Raw genomic sequence first — 17649 nt, 5'->3', positions numbered from 1 at the left:
ATTGCTTATTATCCGCACCCAAAAAGTTGCATTTATAAGTTGAACTCAAGTTTGATAGTATCTCCATGCAAAGAATAGGAATAAAATGTTTTGGTTTGTTTTTCATCATATAGAAACGTAGTTCTCCATCCGGCACTACGAAATTCCATTTCCATTGCATATTGTTTGTCTTTAGGAAGTTGCACTTTCCATATTTTGTTCTCTAATAAAGCAGACATATCTGCACAATTCTTGTCTTGTGCTAAAAGTGGGCTGACAAGATTGAAAGAAAATATAAATAATATGGGTAGAAAATGTTTCATAACCAGTTATATAAACAACACTCAAATATAGGGAAAGTTAATAATAGAACAGCTTGTTAAGCTATTTTTTTCTTATTAAGTTTGAACAAATTAACTTTTAATATTCAAGAAAAGGCTTTCCTATACATTGCAAGTTTAGTTTATCCCTTTGTCTATATATCCAAAACGAACTAAACCTACTTTTATAGACAGCAAAATATATATACAGGCGAAAAGAAAAACAGTATTCTTCTTTTCGCCTGTATCATGTCTATTTTTCACTGAAAAACGAGGGAAAACAGATATAAAAACATCTCCTACCACATTTACCCATTAACAACAAATATCCTTTTCTGTTTTCTTATAACCACTCTATTTGTATGCAAATTGCATGTTTGTAAAATGTTAATATTGATATATCCTACGCTATAAATCCATGATATTCAGTATTAAATAGATAGAAAATTATACACATTAATTATAGCCAACCGCAACAAGTTCGTGCTGGGTCCTTCGGGCAGCGGCAAGTCTTTCTTCATGAACCACCTCGTGCGCCAATATTATGAGCAAGGCGCACATGTGGTATTGGTGGACACGGGAAACTCCTATCAGGGCTTGTGCGGCATGATCCGACGCAAGACAGGCGGAGCGGACGGTGTGTATTTCACCTACACGGAAGATAAGCCCATCAGCTTCAACCCGTTCTACACCGACGATTACATCTTCGACGTGGAGAAGAAGGACAGCATCAAGACCCTGTTGCTGACGCTCTGGAAGTCGGAGGACGACAAGGTGACAAAGACGGAGAGCGGCGAGCTGGGCAGTGCCGTGAGTGCCTATATTGAGCGCATCCAATCCGACCGTAGCATCGTGCCGTCGTTCAACACCTTCTACGAGTATATGCGTGACGACTACCGCAAGGAACTGGCACAGCGTGACATCAAGGTGGAGAAGTCCGACTTCAACATCGACAACATGCTCACCACCATGCGGCAGTATTACCGGGGCGGGCGTTACGATTTCCTGCTCAACTCCACGGAGAACATCGACCTGCTCGGCAAGCGGTTCATCGTCTTCGAGATAGATTCGATTAAAGAAAACCGCGAACTGTTCCCCGTCGTGACCATCATCATCATGGAAGCCTTCATCAACAAGATGCGGCGGCTGAAAGGCGTGCGGAAACAGCTTATCGTGGAAGAGGCTTGGAAGGCCCTCTCATCGGCGAACATGGCTGAATATCTGCGCTATATGTATAAGACGGTCAGAAAATATTACGGCGAGGCAATCGTGGTGACGCAGGAGGTGGACGACATTATCAGTTCTCCGGTGGTCAAAGAGAGCATTATCAACAACTCGGATTGTAAAATCCTGCTTGACCAAAGGAAATATATGAACAAGTTCGACCAGATACAGGCGTTGCTCGGACTGACGGAAAAGGAGAAGTCGCAGATACTCTCCATCAACATGGCGAACAACCCTTCACGGCTCTACAAGGAGGTGTGGATAGGCTTGGGCGGCACGCAGTCGGCGGTCTATGCCACGGAGGTCAGCGCGGAAGAGTATCTGGCGTACACCACCGAGGAAACGGAAAAAGTGGAGGTTTACCGTCTGGCGGAGAAGCTGGGCGACGACATCGAAGCCGCCATCCGGCAGCTTGCCGAAAGGCGGAGAAACAAGGAATAACTAAAAAACAGAATGTATCAACCAAAAAAGAAAAACGCGTATGAATTTACCAAAAGTGAAAATGCTGCAAGTCAGCAAGTGCCTTATCGGATTGGCGGTCATGATGCTGCAATCCTGCGACGTGGCCGACAACCGCCGCGACATGCTGTGCGGGAACTGGGAGAGCGTGGAGGGAAAACCTGACGTGCTTATCTACAAGGAGGGCGAAGCCTACAAAGTGACGGTGTTCCGTCGTAGCGGTCTGCGCCGCAAGCTCAAGCCGGAAACCTATCTCTTGCAGGAGGAGAACGGCAACCTGTTCATGAACACCGGCTTCCGCATCGACGTGTCCTACAACGAGGCCACGGATGTGCTGACTTTCTCGCCAAACGGGGACTATGTGCGGGTGAAGCCGCAGCCGGGACATCCGACCGAAGAATAACAACCACTAAAATCCAAAGTAACATGAGAACAAGAATAACAATGATTATCTGCCTGTGCCTGCTTTTCGCGGGCAGGGCAAGCGCACAGTGGGTCGTAAGCGATCCGGGCAATCTAGCGCAGGGCATCATCAATGCCTCCAAAAACATCATCCATACCTCCAAGACCGCCACGAACATGGTGAGCAACTTTCAGGAGACGGTGAAAATCTATCAGCAGGGCAAGAAGTATTACGATGCCCTCAAATCGGTGAACAATCTGGTCAAGGACGCCCGCAAGGTGCAGCAGACCATCCTGATGGTGGGCGACATCACAGACATCTATGTGAACAGTTTCCAACGGATGCTCCGTGACGGGAATTTCAGACCCGAAGAGCTTTCCGCAATCGCTTTCGGCTACACGAAACTGCTGGAGGAAAGCAACGAAGTGTTGACGGAACTCAGGAACGTGGTGAACATCACCACGCTCTCCATGACCGACAAGGAGCGCATGGACGTGGTGGAACGCTGCCACTCGAAGATGAAGCGTTACCGCAACCTCGTGAGCTACTACACGAACAAGAACATCTCCGTGAGTTACCTGCGTGCGAAAAAGAAGAACGACCTCGACCGCATCATGGGGCTGTACGGGAACATGAACGAAAGATACTGGTAGCCTATGAAGTTCGACAACCTTCATCAGATTTTACGTTCACTTTATGAGCAGATGATGCCGCTGTGTGGGGACATGGCTGGTGTGGCGAAAGGCATCGCCGGGCTGGGTGCGCTGTTCTACGTCGCCTACCGGGTATGGCAGTCGCTGGCGAGAGCTGAACCGATAGACGTATTCCCGATGCTCCGTCCTTTTGCCATCGGTCTGTGCATCATGTTCTTCCCGACTGTGGTGCTGGGCACGATAAACAGCATCCTCTCACCCGTCGTACAGGGCACGGCAAAGATGCTGGAGGCGGAAACGCTGGACATGAACCGATACCGGGAGCAGAAGGACAAACTGGAATACGAGGCGATGGTACGCAACCCCGAAACCGCCTACCTCGTGTCCAACGAGGAATTTGACAAGCAACTGGAGGAACTCGGCTGGTCGCCCTCCGACATGGTGACGATGGCGGGAATGTATATCGACCGGGGAATGTACAACATGAAGAAGAGCATCCGCGACTTCTTCCGCGAGATACTCGAACTGCTGTTCCAAGCCGCCGCCCTCGTGATAGACACCGTCCGCACCTTCTTTCTCGTGGTGCTGGCGATTCTCGGTCCGATAGCCTTCGCCCTGTCGGTATGGGACGGTTTCCAAAACACGCTCACGCAGTGGATATGCCGCTATATACAGGTCTATCTGTGGCTACCGGTATCGGACATGTTCAGCACCATACTGGCGAAGATACAGGTTCTGATGCTGCAAAACGACATCGAGCGGATGCAGGCAGACCCGAACTTCTCGCTGGATTCGAGCGACGGGGTGTATATCGTATTCCTCTGCATCGGCATCATCGGCTACTTTACCATTCCCACCGTTGCGGGCTGGATTATCCAAGCCGGAGGCATGGGCGGTTACGGTCGCAACGTGAACCAGATGGCGGGACGAGCCGGAAGCATGGCGGGCAGCGTGGCGGGTGCAGCCGCAGGAAACGCAGTCGGACGTGTCGGCAAATTGCTGAAATAATCAATGTGCAATCATAAATTGGAAAATATAAATGGAATTCAAATCACTTAGAAACATCGAATCGTCGTTCAGGCAGATACGCCTGTTCGGTATCGTCTTCCTCTCGCTGTGCGCCGTGGTGACGGTGTGGAGCGTGTGGAACTCCTACCGTTTCGCAGAGAAGCAACGGGAGAAAATCTATGTGCTGGACAACGGCAAGAGCCTGATGCTCGCCTTGTCTCAGGATTTGTCGCAGAACCGCCCGGCGGAGGCACGGGAACATGTGCGCCGTTTCCACGAGATGTTCTTCACGCTATCACCTGAAAAAAGCGCGATTGAACACAACGTGAAACGTGCCTTGCTGCTGGCGGACAAGAGCGTGTACCACTATTATTCGGACTTCGCGGAGAAGGGGTACTACAACCGCATCATCGCCGGGAACATCAACCAAGTGCTGAAGGTGGACAGCGTGGTGTGCGACTTCAACGCCTATCCCTACCGTGCCGTGACCTACGCCACACAGAAAATCATCCGGCAGAGCAACGTCACCGAGCGCAGCCTCGTGACCACCTGCCGCCTGCTGAACGCATCGCGGTCGGATGACAACCCGAACGGTTTTACCATCGAGGGTTTCACCATCATTGAGAACAAGGATTTACAGACTATCAAACGGTAACAGGACATGAAAAGTATCAGAAAATCAATGTGGGGCATGTATTGGAAACTCCACGACAAACGGAAACGCTTGGCGGCAAGTCTCAAAGGGTATCTGGACGGCTTGCCGCCGGAAACACGCCGCCGCATCGTGCTGGGGATGTTCGCCGCCTTCGCGGTGCTTGCCCTTTACACCTTCGGCAGAGCCGTCTATGACATCGGCAGGAACGACGGCTCACATATGGAAACGGGACACGCCGGACGGGTGGAACTGCCGACCCCGGCGGAAACAGGCAATCACTTAACACCTTATTTATATGGAACAGACAAAGAATGAACCGACGAAAGAGAACAAAGCTGCTCCCGAAACGGGGAAACCGAAAAAGGAGCGCGAACCGCTGACAGAGGCGCAACGGCTGAAACGGCAGAAGATGATCGTGCTGCCCGCTATGGTGTTGGTGTTCATCGGGGCGATGTGGCTGATATTCGCCCCGTCCTCCGGCAAGGAGCAACCGCCGGGAACGGACGGATACAACACCGAGATGCCCGACGCTGACAAGGCGAACCGGCAGATTATCGGCGACAAGCTGAAAGCCTACGAGCATGGGGAGATGGAAGAGCGTCAGGAGAGCCGCAACCGTGCCATCGGGCAGCTGGGCGACATGTTCGACCGCGAGATAGCGGGAACGGAGAACGGAGTGGACTTCGACCTCGCCAATCCGGGCGGCAAGGAAGAAAGGGCAAAGCCAGCCACGCCGCAGACCATCCAGTCCTCCGCAGCCGCCTACCGTGACCTGAACGCCACGCTCGGAAACTTCTACGACCAGCCGAAAAACGACAATGCGGAGATGGACGAATTGTTGGAGCGCATCGCATCGCTGGAGTCGGAACTGGAAAGCGAGAGGGGCAAGGCTTCCTCTATGGACGAGCAGGTGGCTCTTATGGAGAAGTCCTACGAGCTGGCGGCAAAGTACATGGGCGGTCAGAACGGAGGACAGCCATCGGCGGAACAGAGGGCAGAGCCAACTACCGTGCAGAAAGGGAAGAAGAACAAGGCAATGCCTATCAGACAGGTGGAGCATCAAGTAGTTTCTTCACTCTCACAGCCTATGAGTAACGCGGAGTTTGTCGCCGCCTTATCGCAGGAACGCAACCGGGGTTTCAACACGGCTGTCGGCACGGCGGAGGTATTGGACAGGAACACCATACCGGCGTGCGTGCATGGGGCGCAGAGCGTGACGGACGGGCAGACGGTAAGGCTGCGCCTGCTGGAGCCTATGGCGGTGGCAGGCAGGACAATACCCCGGGGTGCGGTGGTGGTCGGCACGGGCAAGATACAGGGTGAGCGGCTCGACATCGAGATTACCTCGCTGGAATACGACGGCACGATTATCCCCGTGGAGCTTGCGGTCTATGACACGGACGGACAGCCCGGCATCTTCATCCCGAACTCGATGGAGATGAACGCCGTCCGGGAGGTCGCCGCCAACATGGGCGGCTCGCTGGGAAGCAGCATCAACATCTCCACCAATGCCGGGGCGCAGCTCGCCTCCGACTTGGGCAAGGGGCTGATACAAGGCACGAGCCAGTACATCGCCAAAAAGATGCGAACCGTCAAGGTGCATCTGAAAGCCGGGTACAGGGTCATGCTTTACCAAGAAAAATATTGAAAACAATAAAAATTACCACTAAAATCCAAAAGTAATGAGAAAAGTAATCATCATGTTTGCCCTCGCTATGGGCATCATAACTGCCAACGCGCAGGAGAATGTAACCGTTGAAACGACCAACGGAAGTGAACAACCGACCTTGACGAAGGAGGTCTATCCGCAGAAGGAGGCGGACGGCGACCTATATCACGGGCTGTCACGCAAGCTGACCTTCGACCGCATGATACCGCCGCACGGTCTGGAAGTGACCTACGACAAGACCGTCCACGTCATTTTTCCGGCGGAGGTGCGCTATGTCGATTTAGGCTCGCCCGACCTGATTGCCGGGAAAGCCGACGGAGCGGAGAACATCATCCGTGTGAAGGCTACCGTAAGGAATTTTCCCAACGAAACGAATATGTCCGTCATCACGGAGGACGGCAGTTTCTACACCTTCAACGTGAAGTACGCCGCCGAACCGCTGTTGCTCAACGTGGAGATGTGCGACTTCATCCATGACGGCAGCACGGTGAACCGCCCGAACAACGCGCAGGAAATCTATCTGAAAGAGCTGGGCAGCGAAAGCCCGATGCTGGTGCGCCTTATCATGAAGTCCATCCACAAACAGAACAAGCGCGAGGTGAAGCATATCGGCTGCAAGCGTTTCGGCATCCAATACCTGTTGAAAGGCATCTACACGCACAACGGCTTGCTTTATTTCCACACGGAGATAAAGAACCAGAGCAACGTGCCTTTCGATGTGGACTACATCACTTGGAAAATCGTGGACAAGAAGGTTGCGAAGCGTACTGCCGTGCAGGAGCAGATTATTCTGCCGCTCCGCGCGCAGAACTACGCCACCCTCGTGCCGGGCAAAAAGAGCGAGCGCACGGTCTTCACGATGGCGAAGTTCACCATCCCCGATGACAAGTGCCTCGTGGTGGAATTGAACGAGAAGAACGGCGGCCGTCACCAGTCCTTCGTGATTGAGAACGAGGATTTGGTACGCGCGGGTACCATCAACGAACTTCAAGTACGCTGACCATGAGAAAGTACATCGCAATAATCATCGCGTCGCTTGCCCTTTTTACAGGGCAGGCGCACGCCCAGCGGTGTCTGCCGAAGATGCAGGGCATCGAGGTGAGGGCGGACATGGCGGACGGCTTCAATCTCGGCGGCAAGGACGGCGGGTACAGCTTCGGGGCGGCTCTCTCCACCTACACGAAGAAGGGGAACAAGTGGGTGTTCGGTGGCGAATACCTGTTGAAGAACAATCCCTACAAGGACACCAAGATACCCGTGGCGCAGTTCACGGCGGAGGGCGGCTATTACTTCAAGATACTGTCGGACGCCCGAAAGATTGTTTTCGTCTATGCCGGGGCTTCGGCTCTCGCCGGATATGAGGCGGTAAATTGGGGGAAGAAGGTGCTGCATGACGGCTCCACGCTGCACGACCGGGACGCCTTCATCTACGGCGGTGCGCTGACGCTCGATGTGGAGTGTTACGTGGCAGACCGTATCGCCCTGCTTGCCAACCTGCGGGAGCGTTGCCTTTGGGGTGGCGACACACGGAAGTTCCACACGCAGTTCGGGGTCGGTATCAAGTTCATCATCAACTGACACGGGCATGGAAAGGACGGAAATAGATGCTGTCAGAAGGATGCCGCTTGCGGATTTTCTCGCACGGCTGGGGCATGAGCCTGTCAGAAGGAGCGGTAACGAGCTGTGGTATCTTGCCCCGTACAGGGGCGAGCGCACATCCTCTTTCCGTGTGAACGTGGCGAAACAGCTCTGGTACGACTTCGGTTTGGGCAAGGGCGGCGACATCTTCACGCTTGCCGGGGAGTTTCTGCAAAGCGATGACTTCATGAAGCAAGCGAAGTTCATAGCGGAAGCCGCCAATATGACGGTTGCCGGATGGGAAAAGCCCGTCTATCTCTCGAAGCCGACCGAATCCGTTTTTGAGGATGTGGAGGTCGCTCCGCTGCTCCGCTCACTGCTGACGGAGTATTTAGAGGAACGGGGCATCCCTTACGCCATCGCATCCCGTCACTGCTGCCGCTTGAACTACGGTGTGCGTGGGAAACGGTATTTTGCCGTTGGCTTTCCGAACATGGCAGGTGGCTATGAAGTCAGAAGCCGATATTTCAAGGGTTGCATACCTCCGAAGTCTGTATCACTGGTAAAGGCGAATGACATCCCGGCTGACGAGTGCCTCGTGTTCGAGGGCTTCATGGACTTTCTCTCTGCCGTGACGCTTGGTGTAACCGGTAACGCTGACTGTCTTGTGCTGAACTCAGTCGCCAACGTGGAGAAGGCGGCGGGATTGCTGGACGGATACGGGCGCATCGGCTGCTTCCTCGACCGTGACGAAGCCGGACGGCGGACGCTTGCCGCACTTACCATGCGATACGGGGAACGTGTCACCGACCGTTCCTCCCTCTATGACGGTTGCAAGGACTTGAACGAGTACCTGCAACTGACAACGAAAAAACAGAAAAACAACCATCTAAAAATCGAAGAACAATGAACATACTGAACAACAGAAACAAGAGAACATCAATATTCAAGGCAGTGGCGTTATGCCTGATAGCCGCCATGTCATTCACCCTCGTGTCATGTGACGATGACATGGACATCCAGCAGTCCTATCCCTTCACGGTGGAGGTCATGCCCGTGCCGAACAAGGTAGTAAAGGGGCAGACAGTGGAAATCCGCTGTGAACTGAAAAAGGAGGGCGACTTTTCGGGTACGCTCTATACCATCCGCTATTTCCAGTTCGAGGGGGAAGGCTCGCTCAAAATGGATAACGGCATCACCTTCCTGCCTAACGACCGCTACCTGCTGGAGAACGAAAAATTCCGCCTGTACTACACGGCGGCGGGTGATGAGGCGCATAATTTCATCGTGGTGGTGGAGGATAACTTTAGCAACTCCTACGAACTGGAATTTGACTTCAACAACAGGAATGTAAAGGACGACGATCTTACCATCGTTCCCATCGGCAACTTCAGCCCCTTGTTGAAATGATGCGTGTATTCATGACAATGCTCTGTTCACTTCTGACGGTCTGTTCTGTGTCCGCGCAGATCAGCCGCCAAGAGGGAACGGACGGGCAGGCGGCAATCTACCGACTGCCGCTTATGGAACGTGCTTTTTTATGCTGCCGCTACTTTGAAGGCTGGCACTCAGAAAAACACTACCCATACGTCGGTTGGGGTCACAAACTTTTGCCAAACGAGAAGTATTCGGCACGAACCATGACAAAACGGGATGCGGATGAACTTTTGCGGAAAGACCTGCGCAAATTTGTCGCCATGTTCCGTAAATTCGGGGTTGATTCGATTTTGCTTGGCACGTTAGCTTACAATGTGGGACCGGCGAAGCTGTTAGGCAGCAAAACAATCCCCAAAAGCACCTTAATCAAGAAGCTGGAAGCTGGTGACAGGAACATCTACCGTGAGTATATAGCCTTCTGCAACTACAAAGGAAAACGCCACGCCATGCTGCTCAAACGGAGAAAGGCGGAGTTTGCGCTGTTGTATATCCCATAAAAGGACTGACAAAACTGGCAAAAGACGTGCCATATTTAACTTGGCACGTCTTTTGCTCTATCACTTGATAGATTATCGTAGGATTTTCTCGTTAATTGACATCGTTGAGCCATTTTTGCCTATCGGTTTCCAAATAACACTTCAAGTTGTAAGTGTTGTGAGAGCAATACAAAACATAGTTATTAACCATAAAAAGTATAGCGAAATTATGAAGAAAGTATTTAGGAAAATTCAGAAAGGAACAACAAAAATGATTGAACGTATCAAATCGTTGGGGGAAATGGAGACGAAGCAGAAATGTGTAGTTCAACGGTTCGAGATTATCATTCCCCTCCACCAAAAAATAACGACCCAATATATAGCCTCCGCAAGTTTTACTTGCGGATTTTTTAGTTATCGCAGATTGGACAAAGGTTTCTTTGCTACTTTCTTTGTCCGCCATCATGCTCACTGAAAGAAAGTAGGGCGGCTCTCGCCGCCCCGCCACTCAAAAGCGTGTGTAAAGTCCCGTCACCATCGTGAACATTTCCTCCAGCATATCAAAATAGATACCCTCGTGTACGGCAATGTCCTTTGTCTTGCACTCAAAGGTCTTTTTGCTGAACGTCCTGCGGTAGAAGCGCATATTGTAGAGGTCTGCCCCTTCGTCATAGATGATGTCAAGGCGGTTGGCACTTGTTTTGTTCCTTGCAAGGCTCATCCGTAAGCCGTTGCCCATATCTATGAAATCACGGCTACCTGTCATGGCGGTGAAGCGTTTTCCGCCTATCTGCTGTAATATCGTCTTGGCTATCATATCTTTTGTTTTTAGGGTTTTAAGTATTGGCGGTGCGGACACCGCCATCCCGTTCAAAATTCTCGCATTTCGGAAATGGGGGTCTGCCGTTGTAGCCACTCTTTCACACATTCCATATTGTACTCGCTCGTGATGACTGCCGTATGGCTGTCGGTGGCGGTGAAACGTGTGCTTTCGTAATCATCTATCCACCCCTTGAGGGTGTCCGTTCCCCACGCTCCGGTATCGTCAAAGATACCGTCCAATGCCGTGATAGGTTCGCTGAACTTGACTATCAGCGTTTGATAGGTCGTGTTCATAGTCTGTCCTCCTTTCCCTTCTTTGCGTTCAGCCACTTGTCCCGTGCGGCTCGGCACTCGTCCAACGTGGGTTTGACACAAGAGAACAATTCTCTGTCTATGGGGTGGCGGTAGTCGTACTGCACAAGTGTCCGCCTGCGTCTTCCGATACCCGATTGGAAACGCTCGTATTTCTCCGTACCTGCTTCCGCGCAGGTGCTTACTCCGTTGATGGTCATTCGTGTTGTCATAATGTTGCTTTTTAGATGGTTAAAAATGTACTGACAGAACTCTGTTCTTCATCACCATTTCGGGGTTGCTTGTGTAGCGTTGGTGCAGGTAGAAATGGTGTGAGCCGAAGCCGTAAAGGAAAAACTTGTCAAGTTCGTGCTTCTCGGCAAACTCCTTTACGCTCTTTCTCAATTCCCCCTCACTCGTTGTGAGAGTGAGGAGGTTCACAAATTCAAGGAACATCGTGGGGATTGCATCATCCCACACACAAATCATACTTTCAATTCTTACTTCCATATCAATGTTGTTTTAGGGGTTATGCTATGCCGCTTTCATCCGCTCACGGATAAGGTTGGCGTTCTTGTTCACAAGGTCTATGATGCGCTCGTGATATTCGGTGTCCTGGTTGTGCTTGCCGTGGCACTGCACCACTTCGAGGGTTCGCAAGTCCACCTCTACGGTTTCAATAATCTCATCGCCAATCCTTGCCGATAGTATGAGGGTGTCGGCTTTCTTGTAGTATCCACTGCCAAACACGCAGATGCCCTGCGTCTTGCCCTCGTTGTAATACTCGTCTATGCTTTCAAGCACCTTGACGATTATTTCCTCGTCCGTGATTACCAAGCCGAAGAATTTGGATTTGTTGGCGATGAAATCCTCCGCATCTTTCTTTCGTTGGAGTTGTCGCTGTTGCTCACGCTCACGCCTTTCAATCTCCCAACGGCGTTGCTCTGCGGCTCTTTCCTTCTCGTGTATGGCTTCAATTTTTCGGGTTGCGTTGTCGTGTGCCGCCATGAAATCTTCGGGACAGATGTTCTTCGGGTTACGGAGGTCTTGACCGAGTTTTTTGAGCATACGCAGATAGTCGCACCACATTGAGAGGTTGTCTATCTGATACTTGTGACGCTTGGCAATCAGATATGATGCCCAACATTCATCGGCAGTACGGGTATTGAAAAGAAAGTGTTTCATGACCTCAATCTCACCGCCTTTCATAAGGGTTTCAATTCTTGGGTCTGAAAGCAAGGCTTTGAAAAGACGCACGGGGGAGATGCCGTGGAAATCGCCCTTGAAGCCGTTACGTCTGAGTTGGGGCAATATCCTCATCTTTGGATATGCACAGCTTCTTGCCACCACATCATCGTATAGGCTGTTGTGCGGTCTTACCTCCATATCGCTGCCTAATGCCCACACATCGCAATAGCAGAAAAGGAAGCCACGGAGCAACGCCATGTCCGTAACCTTGCCGTCGGGTGAAATCCAACGCTGCACGACCTCGTGGCAGTAGAAACGCATCGGTTCGCCTTTCCTGCTCTCGCATCTGACCTGCGCCACGCGGATTACCTGATACCCTTTGCAGGTGGTTATCACGCTGAAATTCTGCGTTTCCTTGTAGATGCGTCTGCGTGTGTCCTGCACTTTGAGTTCGGCATGGCATTTGGGGCAGGTGCAGCCTTCAAGGGTGTCGCATAGTCCGCTGTCGCTGTGCCACTCGTGACCGCAGTCGGAACAGGTGATGTTCCCTTTCTTGGTGCGGTAGCCGATATGCTCAACGCAGTGGCGGTATGCCCAATCTATTTGTGTCGCTGATATGGGGCGAAGGTTGGCGGAAAGTCTTGCCACCTCTTTCTGTATCTTGGTCTTCGGTTTCATAAGCCTAAATCAAATAATGAGGGTTGGGGTTGGTTTTCTTTTCTCGCTGACGGTCTGTGGCGGTTCTGCAACTTGCGGAGTTCCTCCTCTTGGTATTTGCGGACAGCGTTCTGACGTGCCTCCGCCTTTTCCTCTGCCGTGAGTTTCACAACGTGGTTCACAACCACTTGGCAGTCCATCGGTTTGCCCACCTCTATCTCGTTTTCCTCATAGTAGTGGATGGCTTGCCCGAATATCTCTCCGTCCGTGAAACCGTTGCAACCGCTTTTCTGCACATAGTTCAGAATGTGGGTCACGCACTCGTCCATGTTCTTGGCAGGGTTGCGGTACTTCTTTGCAAATAGCGCATCTTCCTCCGCACGCTGTTCCAAGTACATATATATCGTTCTCTTGAAATGGTCTGTTCCTTTCATATCGCTGTCATTTTTAGATTATCTGTTTCAGTATCTCTCTCCAATAGGTCGGCTCTACCTCGCTGAGAAGGAAGTCCATGAAATCCCTCCGTGCGTCCTTGTTCAGTTCGTGGTACAATCTTCGGAAAGTTTCAAAATTGCCGTTGATGTACGTTTCCACCATATACACGAAGATGTTGTCCACCTCGTAATATCTGCACTGCTGCGCTGCCGTCTTGCTGTTTCTTTTTGCCATGTCGGTAAGGGTTAAAGGGTGAATAACCAAAGGATGAAGCCAAAGAAGGCAATGGTGGAAAGGATAGCCACGATTACACCTATCGCCACTCGGAACACTCCGTTTACAATCTCTCTGATGATGCCCCAAAGGATGCCGAACACCCCGAAGGCGGTGCGCATCATCAAGCCGCATATCGCCAACCCGATGTGTTGCGCCATTTGTCTGAAATTTGCCGTTGCCGTCATATCTTCGCTGTTTTTGATTTTTTTGTTTTTAATGCGGATTCAAGAGCTGAGGGAGTTGAGTTTCAAACTATCTTATCTGCCTCTCGTTTATCCGACATTTTTTTTATGCGTCTTTCTGTCGCATCGGTCGTTTTCGTTTCGGGTGCTTGAAAAGGTAGGGATTAGGGAATGCAAGGTTTTTCGGTCAAAATACTACCCGCAGGGCTGGAGATTTTTACCGAAAACAGGAGGCTTGACCTTGCTTTCCCGTCCAATCCCGGAATTACCTTTGCGCCCAGAACGAAAATGACTGACTGATGCGGCTTACTGAAAGGCGCAAAATGGAGGTAAACGAAAACAGAGGCAGATTGTGTAGAAAAAAACTTCAGGGGAAAATCCGTAAAAAAAAGAATCACCAAAAGGAAAAAGACATCACCGGAAGCGTGAAAAGGGCAAACCACAACAAAGGAAGTATGATTGTTTCCGATCCGACGGAACTTGTTCAGCCGGGTGGCAACAATCATTCTTCCCGGTTTGTCCGGCTGTGTGTGGGCGCCTGTTTCATTCATGGGGCAGGCTGACACACTCTGCATTCACTTTCCGCTTCCGGCAAAAGAGACAGCGAAAAAAGAAAAATCATTTGAAAACCCGTAAAAGCACCTCTTGGCATAGGCGCAAAAGAAAGGGGCATTGCTTCATCTGTCTAAACATCGTTTAGGCGTGAGGCAATGCCCTTTTCTCCAGCTATGCGGTAGTCGGCACACGTTTGTTCCAAACTCGTTTTGGGCAATGGTGTGCCGACGGACAATACCGCTTTTACGGAAAATTCTTATGAATGAGGGGATAAAAAACGGGAGTTTATATCAAAATCTCGAATTAAATAGCTACTTTTGCATACGAAGAGTTCTTTGAAGGTTACGCAACGCGCAGAAGGATAATGCAGTAGATAACTAACTAAATCGTAACCTATTACTATCAAGAGCAATTAACCTACGCTCATTTCCAATAAATTACACTCTTTTCGTAACTTCATTCAGCAAATATACAAAAAATAAGAAAAGACACCAACTGTACAGCAAGTTTTCCACATACAACCGATATGTGTTGAATACATGGTTAACAAAAAGGATAAATTAGGAGATAAAGCATTAATTTACAATGAATAAAATGGTTGATTATAAAAATAAACCACTGTTCATAAAATCTCTCATCATACCTATATAGAACTAGTTTATTGGATCTATAGATGCAACACGCTGGATCTATAGATGCACCGTGTTCGATCTATAGCTCCAACAAACCCGATATATTGACAGCTTATTAACAGCCCTGTTATTATCTCAGTTTCTTGAATAAATCCCAAATAACAATACCCGCCGTAACCGATACATTCAACGAATGCTTTGTGCCGTATTGAGGAATTTCAATGCAACCGTGCGAATGGTCAATCACTTCTTGTTGAACACCCTTCACTTCATTTCCCATTACCACAGCATACTTTTTAGTCTTGTCCAGCACCAGTTCGTCCAGCATCACACTACCTTCCGCCTGCTCTACAGAATAAACGATGTATCCCTCGGATTTTAGGTTATCAACAGCTTCAACAGAGTTATCAACATATTTCCAATCTACGGTAAATTCCGCTCCCAAAGCTGTTTTGTGCATCTCCGGATGGGGTGGGGTAGCTGTAATGCCACAAAGATAAATGCACTCGATGCGGAAAGCATCCGAAGTACGGAAAACGGAACCTATATTATGGAGACTGCGGATATTATCCAATACCACTACCAAAGGCAGTTTTTCGGCTTCCTTAAATTCCTCTACACTAATACGATTCAGTTCAGTTATCTTCAGTTTACGCATGACAATATACTTTTAAATCTCCCTGCAAAGATACTTTTTTCCGTTTATATCCCGGTTAATAACCGTTGAAAAGGTGTCAATACAATAGGGAAACAATTTTAAAAATAATCCTTGCATTATTCAAAGGTCTGCATATTACAGCAGTGAAACGAACAAACCAAAAAAGTTAAGGAGAATTTTCCAGGCTTCATTCAACATATTTTTCAGCCTGGTTTCATCGGTTTATAACTCTAAAGTTATTAACTTTGCATATTATTAACAACATGTTAATGCTGTTTAGCAGAAGTCTTATTATCAACGGATAAACTTAAAAACCCCGGTTTATAAGCATAAGAGTAAAATTCAGCTTGATACTAATAACTTCATAGGCAAGAAAAATCGTATTTATTTGTCCACACTGTTAACAGCCTATCATTACTATCAAAGGATTTTTAAAGAAGAAAGAGAAATTAAAAAATATAATTATGGATAATCTTATAGAAGCTATCAAGCAGCTGAAGAAGGAGAAGAACGCAATCATTCTGGGACACTACTACCAGAAAGGTGAAATACAAGATATAGCCGATTACGTGGGCGACAGTCTGGCTTTGGCGCAATGGGCGGCCCGGACGGAGGCGGACATCATCGTGATGTGCGGTGTGCACTTCATGGGAGAAACGGCGAAGGTGCTTTGTCCCGACAAGAAGGTGCTGGTGCCCGATATGGCGGCAGGCTGTTCGTTGGCAGACAGTTGTCCGGCAGACAAATTCAGTCAGTTTGTCAAAGAGCATCCCGGATATACGGTGATATCCTATGTGAACACAACGGCTGCCGTAAAGGCGGTGACCGATGTGGTGGTAACTTCTACCAATGCAAAGCAGATTGTGGAAAGCTTCCCCAAAGATGAGAAAATAATCTTTGGTCCGGACCGGAACTTAGGTAATTATATCAACTCCATTACCGGAAGAAATATGTTATTATGGGATGGCGCATGCCATGTACACGAGGAATTCTCGGTTGAAAAGATTGTTGAAATAAAACAGCAGCATCCCGATGCGGTGGTACTGGCACATCCCGAATGCAAGAGTACAGTCTTGAAACTGGCCGATGTGGTAGGCTCTACGGCAGCTTTGCTGAAGTACGCAGTGGCACATCCCGAAAAGAGCTACATTGTAGCTACCGAAAGCGGTATCCTGCACGAGATGCAGAAACAATGCCCGCAGACAACATTTATTCCGGCTCCTCCCAACGACAGCACTTGTGCCTGCAATGAATGCAGTTACATGCGGCTGAATACACTGGAAAAGCTTTATGATTGTTTGAAAAACGAATCACCGGAAATAAAGGTGGATGCTGAGATTGCAGAAAAAGCAGTGAAACCGATTAAGAGGATGTTGGAAATATCGGCTCAACTGGGGTTATAATGTGCTGATATGCTAATGTGCCAATGTGCTAATTGGCTGCGCTGTCACGCCGAAAGGTCATTAGCACATTGGCACATTAGCATATCAGCACATTAAAAACATTATCTCATTAAGAACTTACACAACTTGTTAGTGGCCAATGCCCGGTGACTGATTTTATTCTTCAGTTCATTCCCCATTTCTGCAAAAGTCTGCGTATATCCTTCGGGAATGAATATGGGATCGTAACCGAAGCCTGAAGCGCCTTTTCTGTTTTTCGTGATTTCTCCTTTCACGATGCCTTCAAACAGATGTTCCTTTCCGTCGATGATAAGTACAAATACGGTACGGAATTGTGCCTTACGGTTCTCGATGCCCTCCATATCTTTCAGCAACTTCTTCATGTTTGCTTCCGAATTGTGTGCATCGCCGGCATAACGGGCGGAATATACACCCGGTGCCCCACCAAGGGCCTCCACTTCCAAACCGGTATCATCGGCAAAACAATCCAGATGATAGTTATCGAAGATATATCTTGCTTTCAGCAAAGCATTTCCTTCAAGTGTGTCTGCAGTTTCCGGAATGTCAGTATCGCATTTGATATCCTTCATGCTGAGAAGTTCGACCTTCTCTCCCAAAATGGCAGTCACTTCTTCCAGTTTGTGTGAATTGTTGGTGGCAAATACAAATTTCTTTCTCATATTATGTTC

26 protein-coding genes and 1 pseudogene are annotated in these 17649 nt (G+C 49.3%); 15 read left to right on the top strand and 12 right to left on the bottom strand.

Annotated elements, in window-relative coordinates:
• Positions 1–32: 32 nt before the first annotated feature.
• Entirely contained in the window at positions 33–302 is a 270-nt protein-coding gene (locus tag DXD78_RS20265) for a hypothetical protein (RefSeq protein ID WP_233534026.1), read from the bottom strand.
• Between the two features lie 456 nt (positions 303–758).
• Between DXD78_RS20265 and DXD78_RS20260 the strand changes: the two are divergent.
• From DXD78_RS20260 to DXD78_RS21540, 13 genes and pseudogenes are all read left to right on the top strand, one after another.
• Positions 759–1964 (top strand): annotated as a pseudogene (locus DXD78_RS20260) (TraG family conjugative transposon ATPase); the annotation flags it as partial.
• Between the two features lie 40 nt (positions 1965–2004).
• On the top strand, positions 2005–2385 hold the full coding sequence (locus DXD78_RS20255; RefSeq protein ID WP_004291516.1) for a DUF3876 domain-containing protein: 381 nt from the start codon (positions 2005–2007) through the stop codon (positions 2383–2385).
• Between the two features lie 23 nt (positions 2386–2408).
• Complete coding sequence (locus DXD78_RS20250) at positions 2409–3038, top strand: DUF4141 domain-containing protein (protein WP_004304283.1); 630 nt, start codon at positions 2409–2411, stop codon at positions 3036–3038.
• Between the two features lie 3 nt (positions 3039–3041).
• The gene (traJ, locus tag DXD78_RS20245; protein ID WP_004291518.1) at positions 3042–4046 is read left to right on the top strand and encodes a conjugative transposon protein TraJ; all 1005 of its coding nucleotides are present in this window, start codon (positions 3042–3044) and stop codon (positions 4044–4046) included.
• 31 nt (positions 4047–4077) lie between these two features.
• A complete protein-coding gene (gene traK / locus DXD78_RS20240) occupies positions 4078–4701 on the top strand; it encodes a conjugative transposon protein TraK (RefSeq protein WP_004291519.1) in 624 nt (207 codons plus the stop codon).
• Positions 4702–4707: 6 nt separating this feature from the next.
• Entirely contained in the window at positions 4708–5016 is a 309-nt protein-coding gene (locus DXD78_RS21235; protein WP_004291520.1) for a TraL conjugative transposon family protein, read from the top strand.
• Entirely contained in the window at positions 4997–6349 is a 1353-nt protein-coding gene (traM, locus tag DXD78_RS20235; protein WP_004291521.1) for a conjugative transposon protein TraM, read from the top strand. Before DXD78_RS21235 ends, traM begins: the two co-directional genes overlap by 20 nt.
• 34 nt (positions 6350–6383) lie before the next feature.
• Positions 6384–7370 carry a conjugative transposon protein TraN gene (gene traN / locus DXD78_RS20230; protein ID WP_004291522.1) on the top strand — a complete coding sequence of 329 codons (987 nt, stop codon included), beginning with the start codon at positions 6384–6386 and terminating at the stop codon, positions 7368–7370.
• Positions 7371–7372: 2 nt separating this feature from the next.
• Positions 7373–7948: a conjugal transfer protein TraO gene (locus DXD78_RS20225; protein ID WP_004291523.1), complete on the top strand. Its 576-nt coding sequence runs from the start codon at positions 7373–7375 to the stop codon at positions 7946–7948.
• A 7-nt stretch (positions 7949–7955) separates the two neighbouring features.
• Entirely contained in the window at positions 7956–8858 is a 903-nt protein-coding gene (locus tag DXD78_RS20220) for a toprim domain-containing protein (RefSeq protein ID WP_004291524.1), read from the top strand.
• Positions 8855–9358, top strand: coding sequence for a DUF3872 domain-containing protein (locus tag DXD78_RS20215; RefSeq protein WP_004291525.1), 504 nt, complete (start codon positions 8855–8857; stop codon positions 9356–9358). The genes DXD78_RS20220 and DXD78_RS20215 overlap by 4 nt, the downstream gene beginning before the upstream one ends.
• A complete protein-coding gene (locus DXD78_RS20210) occupies positions 9355–9882 on the top strand; it encodes a hypothetical protein (protein ID WP_004291526.1) in 528 nt (175 codons plus the stop codon). Before DXD78_RS20215 ends, DXD78_RS20210 begins: the two co-directional genes overlap by 4 nt.
• A 64-nt stretch (positions 9883–9946) precedes the next feature.
• Positions 9947–10336, top strand: a complete 390-nt coding sequence (locus DXD78_RS21540; protein WP_004291527.1) for a hypothetical protein — start codon at positions 9947–9949, stop codon at positions 10334–10336.
• A 33-nt stretch (positions 10337–10369) separates the two neighbouring features.
• On the opposite strand, the gene DXD78_RS20200 is transcribed toward DXD78_RS21540, so the two are convergent.
• The 9 genes from DXD78_RS20200 to DXD78_RS20155 all read right to left on the bottom strand — a co-directional run bounded on the left by DXD78_RS20200 (position 10370) and on the right by DXD78_RS20155 (position 14287).
• Positions 10370–10678, bottom strand: a complete 309-nt coding sequence (locus DXD78_RS20200) for a hypothetical protein (RefSeq protein ID WP_004304290.1) — start codon at positions 10676–10678, stop codon at positions 10370–10372.
• Positions 10679–10731: 53 nt separating this feature from the next.
• Positions 10732–11034 carry a hypothetical protein gene (locus DXD78_RS20195; protein ID WP_005783104.1) on the bottom strand — a complete coding sequence of 101 codons (303 nt, stop codon included), beginning with the start codon at positions 11032–11034 and terminating at the stop codon, positions 10732–10734.
• Complete coding sequence (locus DXD78_RS20190; RefSeq protein ID WP_004304291.1) at positions 10974–11207, bottom strand: DUF3873 domain-containing protein; 234 nt, start codon at positions 11205–11207, stop codon at positions 10974–10976. The genes DXD78_RS20195 and DXD78_RS20190 overlap by 61 nt, the downstream gene beginning before the upstream one ends.
• A gap of 19 nt (positions 11208–11226) precedes the next feature.
• Positions 11227–11484: a hypothetical protein gene (locus DXD78_RS20185; RefSeq protein WP_004291531.1), complete on the bottom strand. Its 258-nt coding sequence runs from the start codon at positions 11482–11484 to the stop codon at positions 11227–11229.
• 24 nt (positions 11485–11508) lie between these two features.
• The gene (locus tag DXD78_RS20180; RefSeq protein ID WP_004291532.1) at positions 11509–12840 is read right to left on the bottom strand and encodes a PcfJ domain-containing protein; all 1332 of its coding nucleotides are present in this window, start codon (positions 12838–12840) and stop codon (positions 11509–11511) included.
• Positions 12837–13253 (bottom strand): PcfK-like family protein, encoded by a 417-nt coding sequence (locus tag DXD78_RS20175; RefSeq protein WP_004291533.1) that lies wholly within the window; start codon positions 13251–13253, stop codon positions 12837–12839. Before DXD78_RS20175 ends, DXD78_RS20180 begins: the two co-directional genes overlap by 4 nt.
• Positions 13254–13266: 13 nt before the next feature.
• On the bottom strand, positions 13267–13488 hold the full coding sequence (locus DXD78_RS20170) for a hypothetical protein (protein WP_004291534.1): 222 nt from the start codon (positions 13486–13488) through the stop codon (positions 13267–13269).
• Between the two features lie 11 nt (positions 13489–13499).
• On the bottom strand, positions 13500–13715 hold the full coding sequence (locus DXD78_RS20165; RefSeq protein ID WP_004291535.1) for a hypothetical protein: 216 nt from the start codon (positions 13713–13715) through the stop codon (positions 13500–13502).
• 161 nt (positions 13716–13876) lie between these two features.
• On the bottom strand, positions 13877–14287 hold the full coding sequence (locus tag DXD78_RS20155; RefSeq protein ID WP_004291538.1) for a hypothetical protein: 411 nt from the start codon (positions 14285–14287) through the stop codon (positions 13877–13879).
• A gap of 106 nt (positions 14288–14393) precedes the next feature.
• Here DXD78_RS20155 and DXD78_RS21535 point away from each other — a divergent pair, with 106 nt between their 5' ends.
• Positions 14394–14606 (top strand): hypothetical protein, encoded by a 213-nt coding sequence (locus DXD78_RS21535; RefSeq protein WP_007567577.1) that lies wholly within the window; start codon positions 14394–14396, stop codon positions 14604–14606.
• 423 nt (positions 14607–15029) lie between these two features.
• On the opposite strand, the gene DXD78_RS20145 is transcribed toward DXD78_RS21535, so the two are convergent.
• The gene (locus tag DXD78_RS20145) at positions 15030–15557 is read right to left on the bottom strand and encodes an RNA methyltransferase (RefSeq protein WP_005833966.1); all 528 of its coding nucleotides are present in this window, start codon (positions 15555–15557) and stop codon (positions 15030–15032) included.
• Between the two features lie 464 nt (positions 15558–16021).
• Here DXD78_RS20145 and nadA point away from each other — a divergent pair, with 464 nt between their 5' ends.
• The gene (gene nadA / locus DXD78_RS20140; RefSeq protein WP_008662265.1) at positions 16022–16960 is read left to right on the top strand and encodes a quinolinate synthase NadA; all 939 of its coding nucleotides are present in this window, start codon (positions 16022–16024) and stop codon (positions 16958–16960) included.
• A 101-nt stretch (positions 16961–17061) separates the two neighbouring features.
• On the opposite strand, the gene DXD78_RS20135 is transcribed toward nadA, so the two are convergent.
• Positions 17062–17640, bottom strand: a complete 579-nt coding sequence (locus tag DXD78_RS20135) for a non-canonical purine NTP diphosphatase (RefSeq protein WP_005833965.1) — start codon at positions 17638–17640, stop codon at positions 17062–17064.
• Positions 17641–17649 lie beyond the last annotated feature (9 nt).

The organism is Bacteroides sp. D20, from assembly GCF_003436255.1.
Lineage (GTDB): Bacteria > Bacteroidota > Bacteroidia > Bacteroidales > Bacteroidaceae > Bacteroides > Bacteroides uniformis.
This window is presented reverse-complemented; position numbering and strand designations above follow the sequence as displayed.